The 17,075-nt window shown below is 54.8% G+C and carries 15 protein-coding genes and 1 pseudogene; 5 read left to right on the forward strand and 11 right to left on the reverse strand.

The features are described 5' to 3' along the window. Positions 1-77: 77 nt before the first annotated feature. Positions 78-233 (reverse strand): hypothetical protein, encoded by a 156-nt coding sequence (locus tag DAQ1742_RS03560; RefSeq protein WP_158513803.1) that lies wholly within the window; start codon positions 231-233, stop codon positions 78-80. Positions 234-496: 263 nt separating this feature from the next. After that, positions 497-2,023 (reverse strand): MFS transporter, encoded by a 1,527-nt coding sequence (locus DAQ1742_RS03565; RefSeq protein ID WP_035339929.1) that lies wholly within the window; start codon positions 2,021-2,023, stop codon positions 497-499. Positions 2,024-2,475: 452 nt separating this feature from the next. On the opposite strand from DAQ1742_RS03565, the gene DAQ1742_RS03570 reads away from it, so the two are divergent. Further along, positions 2,476-2,685, forward strand: a complete 210-nt coding sequence (locus DAQ1742_RS03570; RefSeq protein WP_035339931.1) for a helix-turn-helix domain-containing protein — start codon at positions 2,476-2,478, stop codon at positions 2,683-2,685. A 63-nt stretch (positions 2,686-2,748) separates the two neighbouring features. Here DAQ1742_RS03570 and DAQ1742_RS03575 read toward each other — a convergent pair whose 3' ends face one another. The 6 genes from DAQ1742_RS03575 to nifJ all read right to left on the reverse strand — a co-directional run bounded on the left by DAQ1742_RS03575 (position 2,749) and on the right by nifJ (position 12,701). Next, positions 2,749-4,263, reverse strand: a complete 1,515-nt coding sequence (locus tag DAQ1742_RS03575) for a mannitol dehydrogenase family protein (protein WP_067486593.1) — start codon at positions 4,261-4,263, stop codon at positions 2,749-2,751. A gap of 100 nt (positions 4,264-4,363) precedes the next feature. Next, the gene (locus DAQ1742_RS03580; RefSeq protein ID WP_180706230.1) at positions 4,364-5,986 is read right to left on the reverse strand and encodes a DHA2 family efflux MFS transporter permease subunit; all 1,623 of its coding nucleotides are present in this window, start codon (positions 5,984-5,986) and stop codon (positions 4,364-4,366) included. Next, positions 5,973-7,094: an HlyD family secretion protein gene (locus DAQ1742_RS03585; RefSeq protein WP_035339937.1), complete on the reverse strand. Its 1,122-nt coding sequence runs from the start codon at positions 7,092-7,094 to the stop codon at positions 5,973-5,975. Before DAQ1742_RS03585 ends, DAQ1742_RS03580 begins: the two co-directional genes overlap by 14 nt. Continuing rightward, entirely contained in the window at positions 7,091-7,546 is a 456-nt protein-coding gene (locus DAQ1742_RS03590) for a MarR family winged helix-turn-helix transcriptional regulator (protein WP_035339939.1), read from the reverse strand. Before DAQ1742_RS03590 ends, DAQ1742_RS03585 begins: the two co-directional genes overlap by 4 nt. Positions 7,547-7,862: 316 nt before the next feature. Then, the gene (locus tag DAQ1742_RS03595; RefSeq protein ID WP_035345734.1) at positions 7,863-8,915 is read right to left on the reverse strand and encodes a L,D-transpeptidase family protein; all 1,053 of its coding nucleotides are present in this window, start codon (positions 8,913-8,915) and stop codon (positions 7,863-7,865) included. Positions 8,916-9,167: 252 nt separating this feature from the next. Further along, positions 9,168-12,701 carry a pyruvate:ferredoxin (flavodoxin) oxidoreductase gene (gene nifJ / locus DAQ1742_RS03600; protein WP_035339941.1) on the reverse strand — a complete coding sequence of 1,178 codons (3,534 nt, stop codon included), beginning with the start codon at positions 12,699-12,701 and terminating at the stop codon, positions 9,168-9,170. A gap of 645 nt (positions 12,702-13,346) precedes the next feature. Between nifJ and DAQ1742_RS03605 the strand changes: the two genes are divergently transcribed. Together DAQ1742_RS03605 and DAQ1742_RS03610 are read left to right on the forward strand one after the other, a co-directional pair. Further along, on the forward strand, positions 13,347-13,769 hold the full coding sequence (locus tag DAQ1742_RS03605) for a hypothetical protein (protein ID WP_035339943.1): 423 nt from the start codon (positions 13,347-13,349) through the stop codon (positions 13,767-13,769). Positions 13,770-13,901: 132 nt separating this feature from the next. Continuing rightward, positions 13,902-14,453 carry a GNAT family N-acetyltransferase gene (locus DAQ1742_RS03610; RefSeq protein WP_035339945.1) on the forward strand — a complete coding sequence of 184 codons (552 nt, stop codon included), beginning with the start codon at positions 13,902-13,904 and terminating at the stop codon, positions 14,451-14,453. Between the two features lie 66 nt (positions 14,454-14,519). Here DAQ1742_RS03610 and DAQ1742_RS03615 read toward each other — a convergent pair whose 3' ends face one another. Both DAQ1742_RS03615 and DAQ1742_RS03620 read right to left on the reverse strand, forming a co-directional pair. After that, the gene (locus tag DAQ1742_RS03615; protein WP_035339947.1) at positions 14,520-14,759 is read right to left on the reverse strand and encodes a DinI family protein; all 240 of its coding nucleotides are present in this window, start codon (positions 14,757-14,759) and stop codon (positions 14,520-14,522) included. A 66-nt stretch (positions 14,760-14,825) separates the two neighbouring features. Beyond that, positions 14,826-14,969, reverse strand: a pseudogene (locus DAQ1742_RS03620) (GNAT family N-acetyltransferase); the annotation flags it as partial. Positions 14,970-15,056: 87 nt separating this feature from the next. On the opposite strand from DAQ1742_RS03620, the gene DAQ1742_RS03625 reads away from it, so the two are divergent. After that, positions 15,057-15,449 (forward strand): VOC family protein, encoded by a 393-nt coding sequence (locus tag DAQ1742_RS03625; protein ID WP_035339951.1) that lies wholly within the window; start codon positions 15,057-15,059, stop codon positions 15,447-15,449. 17 nt (positions 15,450-15,466) lie between these two features. Next, the gene (locus tag DAQ1742_RS03630; protein WP_035339953.1) at positions 15,467-15,751 is read left to right on the forward strand and encodes a YciI family protein; all 285 of its coding nucleotides are present in this window, start codon (positions 15,467-15,469) and stop codon (positions 15,749-15,751) included. A gap of 183 nt (positions 15,752-15,934) precedes the next feature. On the opposite strand, the gene ddlA is transcribed toward DAQ1742_RS03630, so the two are convergent. Beyond that, on the reverse strand, positions 15,935-17,038 hold the full coding sequence (gene ddlA, locus DAQ1742_RS03635) for a D-alanine--D-alanine ligase (RefSeq protein ID WP_035339955.1): 1,104 nt from the start codon (positions 17,036-17,038) through the stop codon (positions 15,935-15,937). Between the last annotated feature and the right edge of the window lie 37 nt (positions 17,039-17,075).

Raw genomic sequence — 17,075 nt, forward strand, 5'->3', positions numbered from 1 at the left:
CAACGGGCGGCCTTGGTGCCTTAACCCGGATGGCGTGTGATGATAACGGCCGATGGCAGCGACCTATCGGCCGTTTGCTATTCATTATCTGCTTCGTTTTCCTGCTGCTGTTGCGCCTGTGAGCCATCGTCATCTCCTGCATGACCTTCCGCTATCTTTGTGCTTTGGCGCGTGTGGTGATACGTGCGTATCAGGGATATCGCTTTAAGGTGGCTGGCGGGAGTATCAACCATACGATGAGCCTTCTTTATTAAAGTGGCCTGAGGCTGGCTGCTTGTGTGTAGATGGACACGGTAAAAGGACATATCAGGTGGTAAGCGGATAGGGCCGCAGGCGAAACCGTGCGGTGGTGGTAAAACCAGCCGTTGCAGGGGTGGTTGTGAAAATTATCGTGTATGAAAAACCGGAGGGACTACAGTTACATTCGTCAGTGTTATGTCAATAGCAATGCCGCCCAAGAGGGCGGCATAAAAGAACAGATGGGTTCGTTGCTGTATTAACGAGAAGAAGTGGCGACAACCGGTTCTGGCGCGGCTTGTTGCATACCCAGTGGGTTATTCCCCCAGCACTGCTCGTATTTCCAGCCAGTCAGCTCTTCTGCTACTGCGCGCGCTTCAGCCGGAACATCAGCAATCGCACCACCAGCTTTGATACGGGCAATTTCTTGCAGCAGGATCATGTGGTTTTTGCGATCTAAACGCATCTGGGAGCTGAAATAAATTGCCACGATAGCCAGTGCAATCACACCCAGAGAGAACACGCCGACGATAGCCAATACCGCGCTTTCAGGCTGGGCGGCTTTGCCTGACACGAAACCGAACTGGCTTAGAATCCATCCCATTGCGAAGACGATGACAGAACGCACCATTTTGCCTGCAAAGGTCATTGCACCTGCGTAAATCCCTTCACGACGGCGACCTGTCAATACTTCATCCACATCAGCGAGGAAGGTGTAGACCGTCCACGGAATGTAGTAGATACCACCGGTACTCAGGCCAAAAACGGCGGTGATACCAAACAGTACAATCATCATCGAAGTCTGAGACCAGCCGGCGAAGTAAAGCGCGGCATAAGCGATGACGCTGACGATAACAACCATCAGTGCCATGCGGTATGGACGGCCAAAGCCCATCTTCACGCAGATACCGATGAACAGGAAGGTAGAGATAAACTGCATTATCGAACTGAAGCTATTGAGCTGTGATACCACCGCCGTACTTTGTTTCAGACCGAAGACGATGAAATACGTAAACGCAGAAGCGAACAGCCATTCAGCACCGAAACCGAACAGGTACATACCGAGGTGTTTACGGAAGATACGCAGACGGAAGGTGGAAACCATATCGATGCTCAGTTTCTTCAGTGATTGCCACAGATTCTGTGTGTGCTCACGCGTCACTTCGGCAGGAGAACGCTCCCAGGAAGTGAGGTAGAGCGCAATCATTGCCGCACACATGATGGCACCGTAAGCCAGACCGGTGTAGAAGAACGGTGTAGCGGAGTCTTTACCGTAGATACCGATAAACTGCCCTGGGATAAACGCAGCCAGGAAGTTGGCGACTTTACCGAAAATGGCTTTGGAGCCAGTCAGCTTAGAGCGAATTTTGAAATCGGTGGTCATTTCGGTCGCGAGCGTCTCGTACGGCACCATAATTGAGGTGTAGATAAGCTCGAACACGATGTAAGTTGACAGGTAATACCAGAAGCCGAACCCTTCCACCCACAGCATCGGGTAGACCAGTACCAGCGGAATACCCACCAGAATGAAGAAACGACGGCGACCTAAAAGACGGCCGATACGGGTGTTGTAGAAGTTGTCACTGATGTAACCCATGATAGGGTTACTGATGGCATCGATAACGCTCGCCACAGAGAAAATGGCGGCGGCCTGAACCAAGGTTAATCCACAAAATGTGGTGTAAAAATACATTAACCAGGCACCACTAATGGCTAACGCGCCACTGCCTAGCAGGTTCGCACTGCCGTAGCAGAACGTGTGTTTGAACGTAATAGGTTTACTCATAGTCAATTCGCCTAACAATATTAAAACATTATTTCATTTGAAATGAACTTATGTTCTTATCATTTGCCTGATCGCGACAAAAGTAAACTAGCCATCCCGCTCCTGAGTGCTTTTAATAGCAATCTGTCATGGAGATCATGAAATAAGTTTTTTTAATTTGATTAAGGGTTGTCAGAAGAGTAACGCAGTAGTTTGTTGGTTTTTGATATTTCTTTATCGTTAAACATTAAAAAATCAAGAAGGCGGGGAAAGGCTTGTGGATGAGAGTGCTGAATCTGTCAGCACCATTTCGCCGTGTTGCAGAAGAAAAAGCAAGCATAATTGTAAAAAATGGCGATAAATTGTGATCAGGTTGTGATGTAAGGTGCTGGCGCTTGCCCGAATGTGATTTACCTCACGCGGCAAGGCGGAGTATTTTATCGGGCTATAGGTTGGTTTCCTGGTAAGTTGTTATGCCAATTGTTGTCAGACTCGATGTGCTGTTGGCACAAAGAAAAATGAAATCCCGTGAACTGGCGATGTTAATCGGCATCACGGAGCAGAATCTCTCGCTACTGAAATCCGGTAAGGTGAAAAGTATCCGGTTTGACACGCTGCAAAAGATTTGTGGAGCATTGTCGTGTCAACCGGGTGATGTACTGGAATATTTGGCTGAGGAGTGACGAGCCGTAAAACCAGCGACCGGGGGAACGTTGTGCCCGGTCGCTGGCAGATACCATGCCGTATTAGTGTTCCGCGTCGTATTCGTGTTCCGACAGCACGGCGACAGTGGCTGCGGCCCCACGGTCACGCAGTGATAAGTAAGCCTGGGTTAATGCTTCCACCCAGGCTGTGTTGGCGGGTAAATCATCGCCAAACAAGGCATGAATTGATAACAATCTTTGCACCCGTTCTTCTGTATCCGGCGTGCTCCGGGTGAGGTGCAGCAAGGTTTCCGCCAGCGGATCGCGAATATCAATATTCTGCCCGGCATCATCAATTCCGCCAACATAACGCATCCATCCCGCAATGCCCAATGTGAGTGCACGGTGAGCGCTGCCTTGCGCCAGATGCCAGCGCAGTGAGGCCAGCATACGCTGGGGAAGCTTTTGGCTGCCATCCATGGCGATTTGCCAGGTGCGGTGTTTCAGCGCGGGGTTAGAGAAGCGCTCCAGCAGTTGCTCGGCATAGGCAGTCAGATCGATCCCGCTTACCTGTAATGTCGGGGCTTGCTCTTGTAACATCAACTGACGCACGGCACGGCGGTAATGTGCATCATCCATACAATTGTTAATGTGCTCATAACCGGCCAGGTAGCCGAGATAGGCCAAAAACGAGTGGCTGCCGTTAAGCATGCGCAATTTCATTTCTTCAAACGGCAGCACATCTTCAACCAATTGCGCACCAGCGAGCTCCCACGCAGGGCGGCCGGCGACAAAGTTGTCTTCAACCACCCATTGAATGAACGGCTCACAGGCAATACCGCATGGGTCTGCAACACCGGTTGCCTGGGCGATTTGAGTCAGCGTTTCCGGGGTGGCGGCTGGCACAATTCTATCGACCATAGTATTGGGGAAGGTGACGTGCTCGGTTATCCACTGCGCCAGAGACGCGTCTTGCAAGCGAGCGGCATCGATAACCACCTGACGTGTGACCTTGCCATTCTCCGGCACATTGTCACAGGAGAGCACCGAGAATGGGGCAATACCACGCTCCCGACGCAGCCGCAGTGCTTCAGCCAGCAGGCCCGGCACGGATGCAGGCTGGCGCGGGTGGGCCAGGTCTTGTTGCACCAGTGGGTTCTCTTTATCCAGTTCACCCCGATTACCCGCCCGACAATACCCTTTTTCGGTGATAGTCAGTGACACAATGGCGACTTGCGGGTCTGCCAGTTGTTCCAGAATGGCATCGATGCCTTCGACTCGCGCATGCAGCGATCGACAAACGGATCCGACAACAATCGCGCGATCGCTCAGTGCGGATTTTTCCAGCACCGTGAAAAGGTGGTCTTGACGGCGCAGTGCAGAGATAAGGGTGTCATCACTAAATAGCACGACTTCACAGATCCCCCAGTCCCCGCCGTGCTGCCTGAGCACCCGGTCAGTCAGCAGTGCCTGATGTGCGCGGTGAAACGCACCAAAACCGATGTGAACGATACGCGGTTTTAAGGCTTGCCTGTCATAGTCAGGCTGTTGTACGCCAGCGGGAAGAGGCAGGTTGGCGATGTTTTTTTCGTTACTGGATAAGGTGTTGCTGGACATAGTACGCGTCCTGAAATGAGGAAATTAACCGCCCAACCTTAACGGCCTTTACGGCGGGCGGCAACCATTATGCGGTGTGTTCGGAATACGTCTCACAGAGTCAGGAACCCTGTGAGACGGCAGCAGGGGGCGTTGGGTTAAGCACCGTGCGAGGCCGGATAAACCAGGCTGGCAGCATGGCAAGGAAAAAGAATAATGCCACGACGAAAAAACCATCCTGATAGGCGAACATCTGGGCCTTGGGGGTCAAGATGGAGAGCAGGTAGGTCATGATGCCTGGGTTGATACTGGTACTGAGCGGGTCGCCCAGTGGATTGCCGGCATGGCCAAATAACAGGCCGAGCTGGCGAATGGCATCGGGGCTGCGTGTGTTATCCAGCATTAACGCTTGTGCCAGCATCTGGCCGTGAAACGTGGTGCGCCGTTCCGAGAAACACTGACAGCAGGTTGACCCCCATTGCGCCCCTAACTGGCGGACAAAATTCAGGCTGCCAGCACCCTGGGCCAATTGATTAGCGGGCAGTGCCCTCAGTGCGCCGGCATTCATGGCTGGCAACATCAGGCCCAGACCAATACGGCCAATCACAATCCACCAGGCCATCGTCCAGAAGGGCGTGTCGGTGTCTGCCGCACTGGATAACCAGCATGACAGGCCAAACAGCAACAGGCCGATAATCACCAGTGTGTGTGGCCTGAGTTTGTCACTTAATGAGCCAGCCAGCGGAAATACCATGCCAAGGGCTAGCCCGGCAGGCATTAATAGCAAACCCGAGCGCGTTGGGGTATAGCCCTGAATACTCTGGACAAATAACGGAATAATGTAAGTGGAGCCATAAATACCCGCTCCCAGCGCAAATGCGACGATACAACCTGACGTGAAGGCCGGATTGGCAAATACCCGCAGGTTAAGTAAAGGATGAGGCGTGGTGAATTCACGCACAATAAACGCCAGCATCGTCATCAGGGCAAGGGTCAACAGGCCGAGAATAAAAAAGGAATCCCATCCTGTACGCTGACCGTTTGAGAGACCGGCTAACAGAGCGGTCAGCGAGACAACCAGCAGTATAAATCCTGCGGTATCAAAGCGCTGGTGTCCTCCTGAACGATGAGGGCTTTTAGCCGGAAGAATCACCACCGCTGCGGCTATGCCTGCCAGGCAAAATGGCACCACCACCATGAATACGGCGCGCCAGTCGAGAGAATCCACCATCAGGCCGCCTGCCGCTGGGCCTAATGCTGGTGCCAGCACCACGCCCACGCCATAAATGCCCATCGCTTTGCCCCGTTCTGAAACCGGGAAAACCTGCGAGATAATAATCATGGCTAAAGGCTGGATAATGCCGCTGGCTCCCCCCTGAAGAATTCGCGCGATAATCACCTCTGCACTGCTTTGGCTGAACGTACCCAGCAGGCTGCCGAGCACAAAGATAACCAGCGCCCCGACGTAGGTGGCGCGGTAGCCAAACCGCTCCAGCGTCCAGGCGGTAACAAGCATGGTGGCGGTCATTGAGGCCAGAAAGGCGGTTGAGAGCCACTGTGCCTGATCCTGGCCCATGCCAAAGGCTCCCATAATGTCGTGCATGGCCACATTGACAATGGTGGCGGTGGCCGTTGTGGCAATAGTACCCAGCATAATGGTGAAGGTCGCCAGCCAGCGGTAGCTGTCACCAAAACGGGCTGCCTGGCTTTCCAGCGGTGATAAAATAGGTTTACTCGGCGACATGAATATTCACTTCCGCCATTAACCCCGGCTTCAGGCTCTCGTCCGGCTTATCGAGCGCGATACGAACCGGTACGCGTTGCGTGATTTTGGTGAAATTGCCTGACGGATTTGGGCTGGGCAGCAGGGCAAACTGACTCGTTGCCGTATTACCGACCCGTATCACTTTACCGCTGAGATGCTTATCCGGGTACGCATCAAGCTGTATATCAACGGATTGCCCGACTTTGACCTGGCCGATTACGGTTTCTTTAATATTTGCTTCCACCCACACCTGATAGGGAGAGTGAATCAGCATAATCCACTGTCCTGCCTGCACATAGCTGCCACTATTGACGAGGGTTCTGTCTACTACGCCGTCTATTGGCGACGACAAGGCCCGGTCTGCAATATCCTGTTTTAGCTGGTCAACCTGTGCTTGTATGGCGATGCGTTGTTGGCGCAGCATCTCGATTTGCCGGTCTTGTACCTGCAAGGTATGGCGCTGCGCCTCGGCATTGTTCAGCGCGGCCTGCCGTGCTGTGCGCTGCGCCTGTGCTTCATGCAGTTCGCTTTGGCGTTGTAATAATTGCGTATGGGATTCGTCCCAGGTTTTGCGTGCCGTCAGGTTGTTTTTCAGCAACTGGTCATCACGCTGGAAGTTATTTTGCGCCAGACTGAGCTGATAACCGGCATTGCTGACGGCTGACTCGGCAGACGAGAGGTTCGCGCGCGCCTCATCCAGCGCCGCCTGGGTGGTTAACTCCGTCACCTGCCGCTGGGTTTGGCTGTAGATGATCTGGGCATCGGCAGCGGCCAAATCCGCCTCTTGCTCGGCCAGTTTCAGGCGGGCTTCTCTATCGTCAACCTGAGCCAGTAATTGATCTTTTTTGATGTTATCGCCATCGATAACCGGGCGTGCCGTCAGCCAGCCACTTTCCCGGCTGGCCAGCGAAATCACCTCGCCCATGACGCGGGCATCGGTTTCGGTGATATGGGTAAAGCGTTGGTGGAGCCAGTATGACAACGCGATAACGGTTAACAGCACCAGTGCGCTGCCGGTCAGTAAAAATGTGCGCTGGCGCGGATTCAGACGGCGCAGCCCTGCTAGTTTTGGAATGTGATGATTCATGACTGACGACTTTCTGTTTGGGAGAGATTGTCGATAACCTGGCCTATTACCCGGCTGACCTGTTGGATATCCTGCTCGCTTACCCCTTCCAGGGCCTGATTTCGCACCTGTGCAGCAATCAGCTCAACCCTGTTAACCAGTGCAATTCCGCTCTCGGTGAGGTGTATTTCCTTAAAGCGGCGGTCATTGCCTTCCCGGCGCTCGATCACCCCTTGTTTTTGCAGGTTATCTAAAACCCTGACCACGGCGGACGCATCCAGGCCCAGCGATTCCGCCAGCGCTTTTTGGTGAATAGGGGCATCACCCCTTGCAATAAACAGCAGCGGTAGCCAGGCTGCCTGGGTTAAGCCGTAGGGCTGAAGTTCCCGGTCTATCACCCGTCGCCATAGGCGCGTGGTTTGGCCTAACTGGATGGCAAAGTTCCGGCGGGCGGAGGATTCGGTCTGTAGCATGGCGGTATCCATCATGAAGTCAGTGAAATAGTGAACAGGCATTAGTTAACCAAATCAATAGATGACAAGTCAATTGATTTTGGGGGTGAAAGTCATGCCGGATAAGATGGGCGCTTTTAGGCATCAGCCCGGTGCAGGCGTTAAAAAATCGCTCTGAAAGCAGGATGTTGTGATGATAGGGGGCGTTATACGCAGGCGGTGCAGCAACAGGCTGTTGGGAGCGCCGGGAAATTATCGTTGACGCTATGAGCAGGCGGTGGGGTAAGTCATGGGGGCCGAAAAAATCAGGGCAGCGGAGGCTGCCCTGTCAGGGTCATTAAGACTGGCTGGCATCAGCCGCCGGAGCGGCGGTGGTTGCCGGTACCGGGATAATGGCTGGCTGGCTGTTATCCGGGCTGCTGGTCTGCTGGATAACCGGAGCCTGCGGGGCAACCGGGGCGGCTTCTTGCGCGCCGTTGACTTTGACCGGCATACCAACACGGTTTTGCAGCGCCTGGTTGACGGCGTTTTCGCTTACGCTGGCATCCGCCAGCGTTTTGCTGACAACCGGTGTCAGTTTGATAGGCGCAGGCGCTGATGAGTTGAACTCTTCTTCCGTGCGTGACAGCGGGTTGTGCACTTCAACGTAGCGTGAGCCATCCGGTTCAACGGTGGCTTTTACCGGCTCGTTAATAAACTGTACGCGGGTGCCGACGGGAACGTGATTAAACAGGTACTTGATGTCATCTGCACGCAAGCGCACACAGCCGTGGCTGACACGCAGGCCGATACCAAAATTGGCGTTGGTGCCGTGAATCGCATAGAGCTTACCGATGTAGAGCGCATACAGGCCCATCGGGTTATCCGGGCCTGCCGGGTAGACCTGAGGCAGGTATTCGCCACGGGCGGCGTATTCTGCGTGCATGGCCGCAGTTGGCGTCCAGGTTGGGCGCTCTTTCTTGCGCTGCACGGACGTCACCCAGTTAATCGGGGTATCTTTACCTAACTGGCCGATACCGATAGGCAACACGACCACGGTTTTTGAACCTTTCGGGTAGTAGTACAGCCGCATTTCCGCTGTGTTGATCACAATGCCTTCACGCGGTGCGTCAGGGAGAATCAGTTGCTGCGGTACAATCATGGTGCTGCCCGGTTTCGGCAGATAAACATCGATGCCCGGGTTGGCTTCCAGCAGGTTGCTCAGGCCCATCTGGTACTGGGCAGCGAATTGCTCCAGTGGTGCAGTGCTGTCTTTAGGAATGGTCACTTCAATATTTTCACCCACCAGCCGGCTGTTCGGGGCAGGTAAGGGATAAACCACGGCGAGTGCTGTCTGGCTGAAAGCCGCCACCGTCACAACTACTGATGTCAGGATCGCGCGAATACTCATTTTCATGTCTTTGTTGAGTGTTAAAGCCATTGTGGCAAAGGAATTGTTGTTATACCCCGCATACATTGGGTATCTCCGGCTCACAACCGGCCGGATGCGCATTATATGTTCAGAAAGTTGGCAGGAAAACCCGCTGTACAATCCATTACATTTCTTTGTCATCAAAACGGCTAATTAATCACCGCTGGTCAACCCTGAAGCCCACAAAGGGAGCATGTCGCTCCCTTTGTGGCGCGGCGCAGGCCTGTTGCGTTACTCCTGCACGTTTTTCTCCGCTTTGCCTGCCAGCAGGCTCAGGAAGTCATAGCGGCGGCGCAAGTCGGCCTCGGCTTCGGCATAAAGCTGCGCAGCGGCATCAGGTTGCTGGGTGTTCAGGCGGCGAAAGCGTTGCTCGTTGAGCAGCGTATCGCTCAGGCTTGCCGACGGTGCGCGTGAGTCCGTCACCAGCGCCGGTTTACCTTCCTGGGCGCGTCTCGGGTCGAAACGGTAGAGCGGCCAGAACCCGGTGGTGGTGAGCTGGCGCATCTGCTCATGGCTGTGGGCCAGGTCATAACCATGTTCCTCGCACGGGCTGTAGGCGATAATCAGCGACGGGCCCGGCCAGGCTTCCGCTTCCTGAATGGCTTTAACCGTCTGGTTAAGCTGGGCACCCAGTGAGATTTGCGCCACATAGACATGGCCGTACATCATCACATTGATGCCCAGGTCTTTACGCGCTTTGCGCTTGCCGTGCTCGCCAAATTTCGTGACCGCGCCAAGCGGCGTCGCTTTGGATTGCTGACCACCGGTGTTGGAGTAGCACTGGGTATCCAGCACCAGTACGTTAACGTTCTCCGACAGGCTCATTACGTGGTCAAGACCGCCGTAACCAATATCGTAAGCCCAGCCGTCACCGCCAATCAGCCAGACGGATTTTTCGACCAAGTGGTCGGCATCGGCTGACAACTGGCGCGCGGCATCACCGCTGTGTGTTTGCAGTAACAGGCGCATCTGCGCAATCTGCTCGCGGCGCGCATCAACGGCAACACGGTTGCCGCGCAGGCCCTCTACCAATTCTTGCGGGAGCTGGTCGCTCAGTTGCTCCAGCAGACGCAGCGCGCGCTGGCGGTGGCTATCGACACTCAGGCGAAAGCCAAGGCCGAATTCGGCATTATCTTCAAACAGCGAGTTAGCCCAGGCCGGGCCGCGGCCATTGGCATCGGTTGTCCACGGTGTGGTGGGTAGATTACCGCCGTAAATTGACGAACAGCCTGTCGCGTTCGCAATCAACAGTCGGTCGCCATAGAGTTGCGTCAGCAACTTGATGTACGGGGTTTCGCCACAGCCCGAGCAGGCACCAGAATACTCAAACAGCGGGGTAATCAGCTGCGAAGTGCGAATATCGATGCGTTCAATCTGGCTACGGTCAATTTCTGGCAGCGTCAGGAAGAAGTCGTAATGGGTTTTCTCTGTCGCGACATGCTCCAGACGCGGCTCCATGTTGATGGCCTTAATGTCCGGGTTTTGGCGATCTTTGGCCGGACAGACTTCAACACACAGGTTACAACCGGTGCAATCTTCAGGGGCCACTTGCAGCACATATTTTTGGCCGCGCATATCGCGCGCTTTCACCTCCAGCGAGGCCAGTGATGCCGGGGCATCGGCCATTGCCGTGGCCGGAACGACTTTCGCGCGGATAGCCGAATGCGGGCAGGCGGCAACGCAGTGGTTGCATTGCGTACACAGCTCGGCTTTCCACAGCGGGATACGCTCTGCGATGTTGCGCTTCTCCCACCGGGTGGTGCCGGTAGGCCAGGTGCCGTCCGGCGGCAGGGCCGACACCGGCAGGCTGTCACCCAGCCCGGCCAGCATGGCGGCGGTCACGGTTTTGACAAAATCGGGTGCGGCATCGGAAACAACCGGCGGCCGATGCGGGCTTGCCGGGTTGACGGGTGCCAGCGCGACGGTTTCCAGTGAAGCGAGCGTGGCATCCAGCGCCCGCCAGTTACGCTCAACCAGTTCCTGACCTTTGTTGCCATAGCTGCTGCTGATGGCGTCGCGCAGTTTATCGCGCGCGTTCTCACCTGGCAGAATTTGCGTCAGGTGAAAGAAAGCCATCTGCATCACGGTGTTGATGCGTGCTCCCAACTGGCATTCCCGCGCAATTTTAGCCGCATTAATGCAGTACACCCGCGCCTGCCGCTGATTTAAACCGGCCTGAACTTCCTGCGGCAGCCGTGCCCACAGTTCGCTGGCGCTATACGGGGCATTAATCAGGAAGATACCGCCTGGCTTGAGGCGATCGACCATGCTGTACTTATCGATAAACTGCCACTGATGACAGGCGACAAAATCCGCCTGCTCAATCAAATAGGCCGAGTGAATCGGATGCGGGCCAACACGCATGTGAGATACCGTCAGGCTACCGGCTTTTTTCGAGTCGTAGACAAAATAGCCTTGAACGAACAGCGGGGTAGCGTTGCCGACGATTTTAATTGAGTTCTTGGCCGCAGAAACCGTGCCGTCACTGCCAAGGCCATAGAACAGTGCCTGCAGGGACATCTGGGTCGGCATCGGTTGGTCAGACAGCGGCAACGATAAATGGGTCACATCGTCGTAAATGCCGACGGTAAAACGCGCTCTGGGGTTGGTGAGCGCTAACTCTTTATATACGGCCTCCACACACTGTGGCGTGAACTCTTTTGACGACAGCCCGTAACGGCCACCGATGACTTGCGGCATCAGTGAGCGCTCACCGCGGGAGAAGGCTTCTGCCAGCGCGGTCATCACATCCAGATACAACGGTTCGGCCAGCGCACCCGGCTCTTTGGTTCTGTCGAGCACGGCAATGCGCTGCGCGCTCTGCGGGATGCAGCCCAGCAGGTGTTGTGCTGAAAACGGGCGATAAAGGCGCACTTTCACCACCCCGACCGCTTCGCCGCGTGCCAGCAGCGCATCGACCACTTCTTCACAGGTGCCGCTGCCTGAACCCATGATAACCAACACGCGTGTGGCTTGTGGGTGGCCGTAATACTCAAAAGGCTGATACTGGCGGCCGGTGACGCGGGCGAAGTCGTCCATCGCCTGTTCCACATGGCCGAAGGCGGCGTTGTACCACGGGTTGGTCGCTTCCCGTGCCTGGAAGAACGTATCGGGGTTGGACGCCGTGCCCCGGATAACCGGGCGATCGGGGGTGAGTGCTCGCTCACGGTGCGCGTCAATTGCGGCCTGTGGCAGCAGAGTGCGCAGCGCGTCATCGCTCAGGGGCGCAATTTTATTGATTTCATGCGAGGTGCGAAAACCATCGAAGAAATGAATAAACGGCAGGCGGCTATTCAGACTGGCCATTTGCGCAATCAGCGCGAAGTCCTGCGCTTCTTGCACGTTGCTGGCGCAGAGCATGGCGCACCCGGTTTGGCGTACCGCCATCACATCGGAATGATCACAAAAAATCGACAACGCATGCGTTGCGACGGTGCGGGCGGCGACATGCAGCACAAACGGCGTCAGTTGACCGGCCAGTTTGTACAACGTCGGGATCATCAGCAGTAACCCCTGCGATGAGGTAAATGAGGTGGATAAGGCACCGGTTTGCAGCGCACCGTGCACCGTGGCGATGGCACCGGCTTCCGATTGCATCTCAATCACCCGAGGCGTATCTCCCCAGATATTCTTGCGTTCGTCACTCGACCAGGCTGCCGCCTGCTCGGCCATGGTCGAACTGGGCGTAATGGGGTAGATGGCGATAACTTCACTGGTACGAAACGCAACGGAAGCGACCGCGCTATTACCATCGGTGGTGATCATGACGTAACCTTCTCACTGATTGCTGAATTGATGACTCTGCGGGTGCTTATTATCGCAATCTCGCGGCGTTTTTTACCGATGCTGATCTGGCAGAGTTGTTTCAAGGTGTGTATGACCTGGCTGACACGGGATGAAGCCAGTAATGTCACGGCCGCCACCCGGATCATAGCAGTTCGATGCAGGACTTTGCAGTGGCCGATAACTAATCAGAGGTGTGAGGTGTTGGGGTTTTGTCGTCTCTGGCTGCGAAGAAGCACGGTTGTCTGACGGTTTATTACCCGGTTGGTTTTTTTCTGATGAAGAATGTGACCCGGCACGCTGTAAAAATCAGGTTAAATTGCCGTTAATATATTAGGGTGTTTGTATCCGGTGATAGGGGCAGCCAATCGGGTAAGCCTATGTGCATGCTCAAGATGTGAAGTGTGGCGGAAAAAAGTAACCTGTACCCGTAAAGCGTGATAAGTCAGTGGAAGGATAGGTATCTGCGCCTATGCTGAAAGTAATACCATGATGTACCTGATGCCGATACGTATTGCCTCAGGTGCAAGCATCCCAGACGCGAGGGTTAAGGATAGCGGTTCTACTCCAGGGAGAGTTTTCGCGGTCTTCGGGCTGATTATCGATTTCGACGGAAGGAACAGCGCTATGTTTAACGATCTGAGAGAAAAAATGGTTACGGTATTAGCCCGAATCCGCGAAAGGGGCTACGGGCCGCAAGAGGCCATCACACATATTGTGCAGTCTCTGGGTAGTCGTTATAGCGATGTGTCGAGAGTCAACGTGCTAACAGCAAAATTGATTGCCGATGTCATTTATTCCACCTATCAGGATGAAACATCCGCGCAGGAAATTGCCGGTATCATCCGTATGCTGGGTTATGCCAGCCGTGATGTGGTGGGGGCGATTCACGAGCAGTTTCCTGAGCTGACGCCCGAAGACGTGGGGCGCATCGTGCTTAATGAGCAGGTCTATCCGAATACCGATCGCAGTACGTTTGTCGCAGCCATGACGTATGGCGGCTATTCCCGTGAGGAAAGTGAACAGGTCGCCAGCCTCCTCTATTCCTGAAAGGCTCCGGCTGGGGAGCGGGAAGGTGTGTGGTTACACCTTCCCGGAACCGTGAACGGGGCACGCCACCTAAACAGTACGCCGAAACACACACATATCCGTTGTGCTGGCGCGACTGAGAAGGAGAGCCTGATGTCGCCACAACCCACACTGACCACCGAACACCTGATTCTGCGCCCGTTACACGAACAGGATGCGCAGCCCATCTGCACACTGCTAAACAGTGACCCAGGCATTTCTGCCATGACGCTGTTAATCCCTTATCCTTGCTCATTGGCAGCAGTTGTCACCTGGATTGCTGATTTTCAGCAACACTGGGAGCAGCATAAGGGGGTGGCCTACGCCATTTGTGATTCTCGCACCCGGCAAATTATGGGCGCGATTTCACTGGTGTCGCTGGAAACCGCACACCCGGAAATTGGTTACTGGCTGGAACCCGCCTTTCGGCAGCGCGGCCTGAGCACCGAGGCCAGCCGGGCGCTGTGCCAGTTTGCATTCAGCGAACTGGGGATTGAGAAAATCTACGGTTGCCACCTGCCGCAGAATGTCGCCTCAGGGCGGGTATTGCTGAAATGCGGCTTTCATTCGCTGGGGTTACGACCGATGTTTCTGAGCACGCTTCAGCGGCAGGAGACGGTCGCGGTGTATATGATGGAGCACCCACAGCCGTGCGCATCTGTCTAAAACCGGAAACGTGGCTGTTCCATGCCAGCCGCAGCGCTGAGGCTGGCTGGCGCAGCCGATGAAAGGCTATTCCATCACCAGCCATTCATCGGCTTCTTCGAACATTTCTTCGACGATGCGGTTAATGGTGGATTTATCCTGTTTGCTGGCGTTGGAGTTAATCGCATTCGCCTGCATCGGCTTAATTTTGATCTCTGCGTCTGGAAATACCCGGTGGATCCGTTTAGTTAGCTCGTTTTTTATCTGTTCTGCCGCGTTGGGTAATCCGCTCACGTTTCTTTTATCGTAAACCAGCTCTACGTACATTGCTGCCTCTCCATGAAAAATGCTGGTTGAATATACAGCTTTTGCGTTAGGGGGCGCAACGCTTTTTTATGCGCTATCCACCAGCGTTTTTTCCATGTAGACGCTCAGTGGATCATCATCATAGCGGGGAAACAGGCCACGCACCCGATAGCCGTGGCGCAGATAAAGCCGGATGGCCTGTGGTTGGTGAATGCCGGTTTTCAGTCTGATAATGCCATGATAAAAAATAGGTTTTTTATGTGGCTCGTTTCTTAACACCGTGCTATCACGCTGTCTGGCAATAAAAAGGAGTGAAAGATGATCACATTGCGCGTGGCAAGGCCGGTGATGGATTTGGCCGTCAGCGAACGGATGTACTGCGATGGCGTCGGATTGCAGAAATTAAGCGCGTTTGCGCAACATGATGGATTCAGTGGTGTTATGCTGGGGCTACCGGGGTTGGCCTGGCATCTTGAGTTGACGGTTTGCCATCACCATCCGGTCAGACCGACTCCGACGGAAGACGATTTACTGGTGCTGTACATTCCCGACCCGATACGGTGGCAGGCAACCTGTGAACGTATGGTGCAGGCCGGGTTCAGCGTGGTGACGTCATTTAATCCTTACTGGGACCGGCAGGGTAAAACCTTTGTGGATCCCGACGGTTATCGGGTGGTGCTGCAAGCGGGGCGTTGGCCGATAACCGACTGATAATGAAGAGAACGACCATGTTTATCATCAGTCTGACATACACAGCGCCCATGGATGAAGTTGAGGGATTTTTGGAATCGCACGTCACCTGGCTGAAACGAGGTTATGAACAAGGATTATTTATTGCTTCCGGGCGTAAGAATCCGCGTACCGGTGGGGTGATTCTGGCCCGCAGTATTGAGCGCGCCGTGCTGGAAGACTTCCTGAAACAAGACCCGTTTCAGGCCGTTGCCCGCTACGAGGTGACTGATTTTCAGCCATCTATGACCAGCGACAGCTTTGCGATGTTAAGCCGCGTGTGATGCTGATGAGATAAACCCGGCTTAGTCGGCCGGGCTGGCTGGCGACAAGAGGGCGTACCGGTACGCCCTCTTTGCGTTTATACGACTTGCGTTTATGCCGTTGTCGTAAAAATGACGCACGCTCGCCGAGACGTTGGCGGATAGCTGCAACCGCCGTGCCGGGCGCACGGCGAACCATCCGGGTTACTCTGGCGAGACAGAACTTTGCAGGCTCGTGTCTTGTGCATGGCGCTCCAGCGCCAGTTCGATCAGTTGAGTGATCAATTCACTGTAGCCAAGGCCGCTGGCTTCCCAGAGTTTGGGGTACATGCTGATGTTGGTAAAACCGGGCAGCGTGTTGATCTCATTGACGATCACCTGATTATCCGGTGTCAGGAACACGTCTACCCGCGCCATGCCACGGCAGTCGAGCGTTTGAAAGGCCCGCAACGCCAGTTCACGGATACGCTGATGCACGGCATCATCCATCGGGGCCGGGATCGCCACCGCTGCCCCCGCTTCACTGATGTACTTGGTATCGTAAGAGTAAAACTCATCATGCAGCACAATCTCGCCGCACAGGCTGGCCTTCGGGTAGTCATTACCGAGTACCGCACATTCGATTTCCCGCCCGATAATCGCCGACTCGACCAGCACTTTGTGGTCATAACGGAAGGCCAGCGCCAGCGCCTCGTCGAATTCGGCACGGTTGCGCACCTTGCTGACGCCAACCGATGACCCCTGATTGGCCGGTTTGACGAACAGCGGCAGGCCTAATTCCGCGCTCAGGCTGTCGTAACTGTGGTGCGCGCGGTTGGCGCGCGTCAGGGTCACGAACGGGGCGACCAGTAAACCGGCATCGCGCAATAACCGTTTGGTGATGTCTTTATCCATGCTGACCGCCGAGCCCAGCACGCTGCTGCCGACAAACGGGATATTCGCCATACGCAGCAACCCTTGCAGCGAACCGTCTTCGCCCAGCGTGCCGTGTACGATAGGGAAAATAACGTCAATCTGCGACAGCGCGCCCGCGCTCTGGGTGTCAATCAACTGATGATGGGTTTGCCCCGGAATCAACGCCACATTCTGGCTGGAGCGATTAAGGGCGATAAGCTTGGGGTTATCCGCGTTCAGCAGGTAGTTGGAGGCGTCATTAACATGCCATTCGCCTTGCTTGTCGATGCCTAACAGCACCACATCGAACCGCGTTTTATCAATGGCATCCACAATATTCTTTGCCGACTGGAGAGACACTTCGTGCTCAGAGGATTTACCACCAAAAACCACGCCAACCCGAATTTTACTCATATCACTCTTTCCGTTATGGGATCCGTTGTACTGGCTA

The organism is Dickeya aquatica, assembly GCF_900095885.1.
In the GTDB taxonomy this organism is placed as follows: Bacteria; Pseudomonadota; Gammaproteobacteria; order Enterobacterales; family Enterobacteriaceae; genus Dickeya; species Dickeya aquatica.

Coding starts and splice junctions, on each gene's coding strand:
- DAQ1742_RS03590 (WP_035339939.1), bottom strand. CDS start 7,546: ATGCTACAGACCGAATCCTCCGCCCGCCGGAACTTTGCCATCCAGTTA.
- DAQ1742_RS03565 (WP_035339929.1), bottom strand. CDS start 2,023: ATGAGTAAACCTATTACGTTCAAACACACGTTCTGCTACGGCAGTGCG.
- DAQ1742_RS03580 (WP_180706230.1), bottom strand. CDS start 5,986: ATGTCGCCGAGTAAACCTATTTTATCACCGCTGGAAAGCCAGGCAGCC.
- nifJ (WP_035339941.1), bottom strand. CDS start 12,701: ATGATCACCACCGATGGTAATAGCGCGGTCGCTTCCGTTGCGTTTCGT.
- DAQ1742_RS03585 (WP_035339937.1), bottom strand. CDS start 7,094: ATGAATCATCACATTCCAAAACTAGCAGGGCTGCGCCGTCTGAATCCG.
- ddlA (WP_035339955.1), bottom strand. CDS start 17,038: ATGAGTAAAATTCGGGTTGGCGTGGTTTTTGGTGGTAAATCCTCTGAG.
- DAQ1742_RS03605 (WP_035339943.1), top strand. CDS start 13,347: ATGTTTAACGATCTGAGAGAAAAAATGGTTACGGTATTAGCCCGAATC.
- DAQ1742_RS03570 (WP_035339931.1), top strand. CDS start 2,476: ATGCCAATTGTTGTCAGACTCGATGTGCTGTTGGCACAAAGAAAAATG.
- DAQ1742_RS03575 (WP_067486593.1), bottom strand. CDS start 4,263: ATGTCCAGCAACACCTTATCCAGTAACGAAAAAAACATCGCCAACCTG.
- DAQ1742_RS03630 (WP_035339953.1), top strand. CDS start 15,467: ATGTTTATCATCAGTCTGACATACACAGCGCCCATGGATGAAGTTGAG.
- DAQ1742_RS03560 (WP_158513803.1), bottom strand. CDS start 233: ATGGTTGATACTCCCGCCAGCCACCTTAAAGCGATATCCCTGATACGC.
- DAQ1742_RS03595 (WP_035345734.1), bottom strand. CDS start 8,915: ATGAGTATTCGCGCGATCCTGACATCAGTAGTTGTGACGGTGGCGGCT.
- DAQ1742_RS03625 (WP_035339951.1), top strand. CDS start 15,057: ATGATCACATTGCGCGTGGCAAGGCCGGTGATGGATTTGGCCGTCAGC.
- DAQ1742_RS03615 (WP_035339947.1), bottom strand. CDS start 14,759: ATGTACGTAGAGCTGGTTTACGATAAAAGAAACGTGAGCGGATTACCC.
- DAQ1742_RS03610 (WP_035339945.1), top strand. CDS start 13,902: ATGTCGCCACAACCCACACTGACCACCGAACACCTGATTCTGCGCCCG.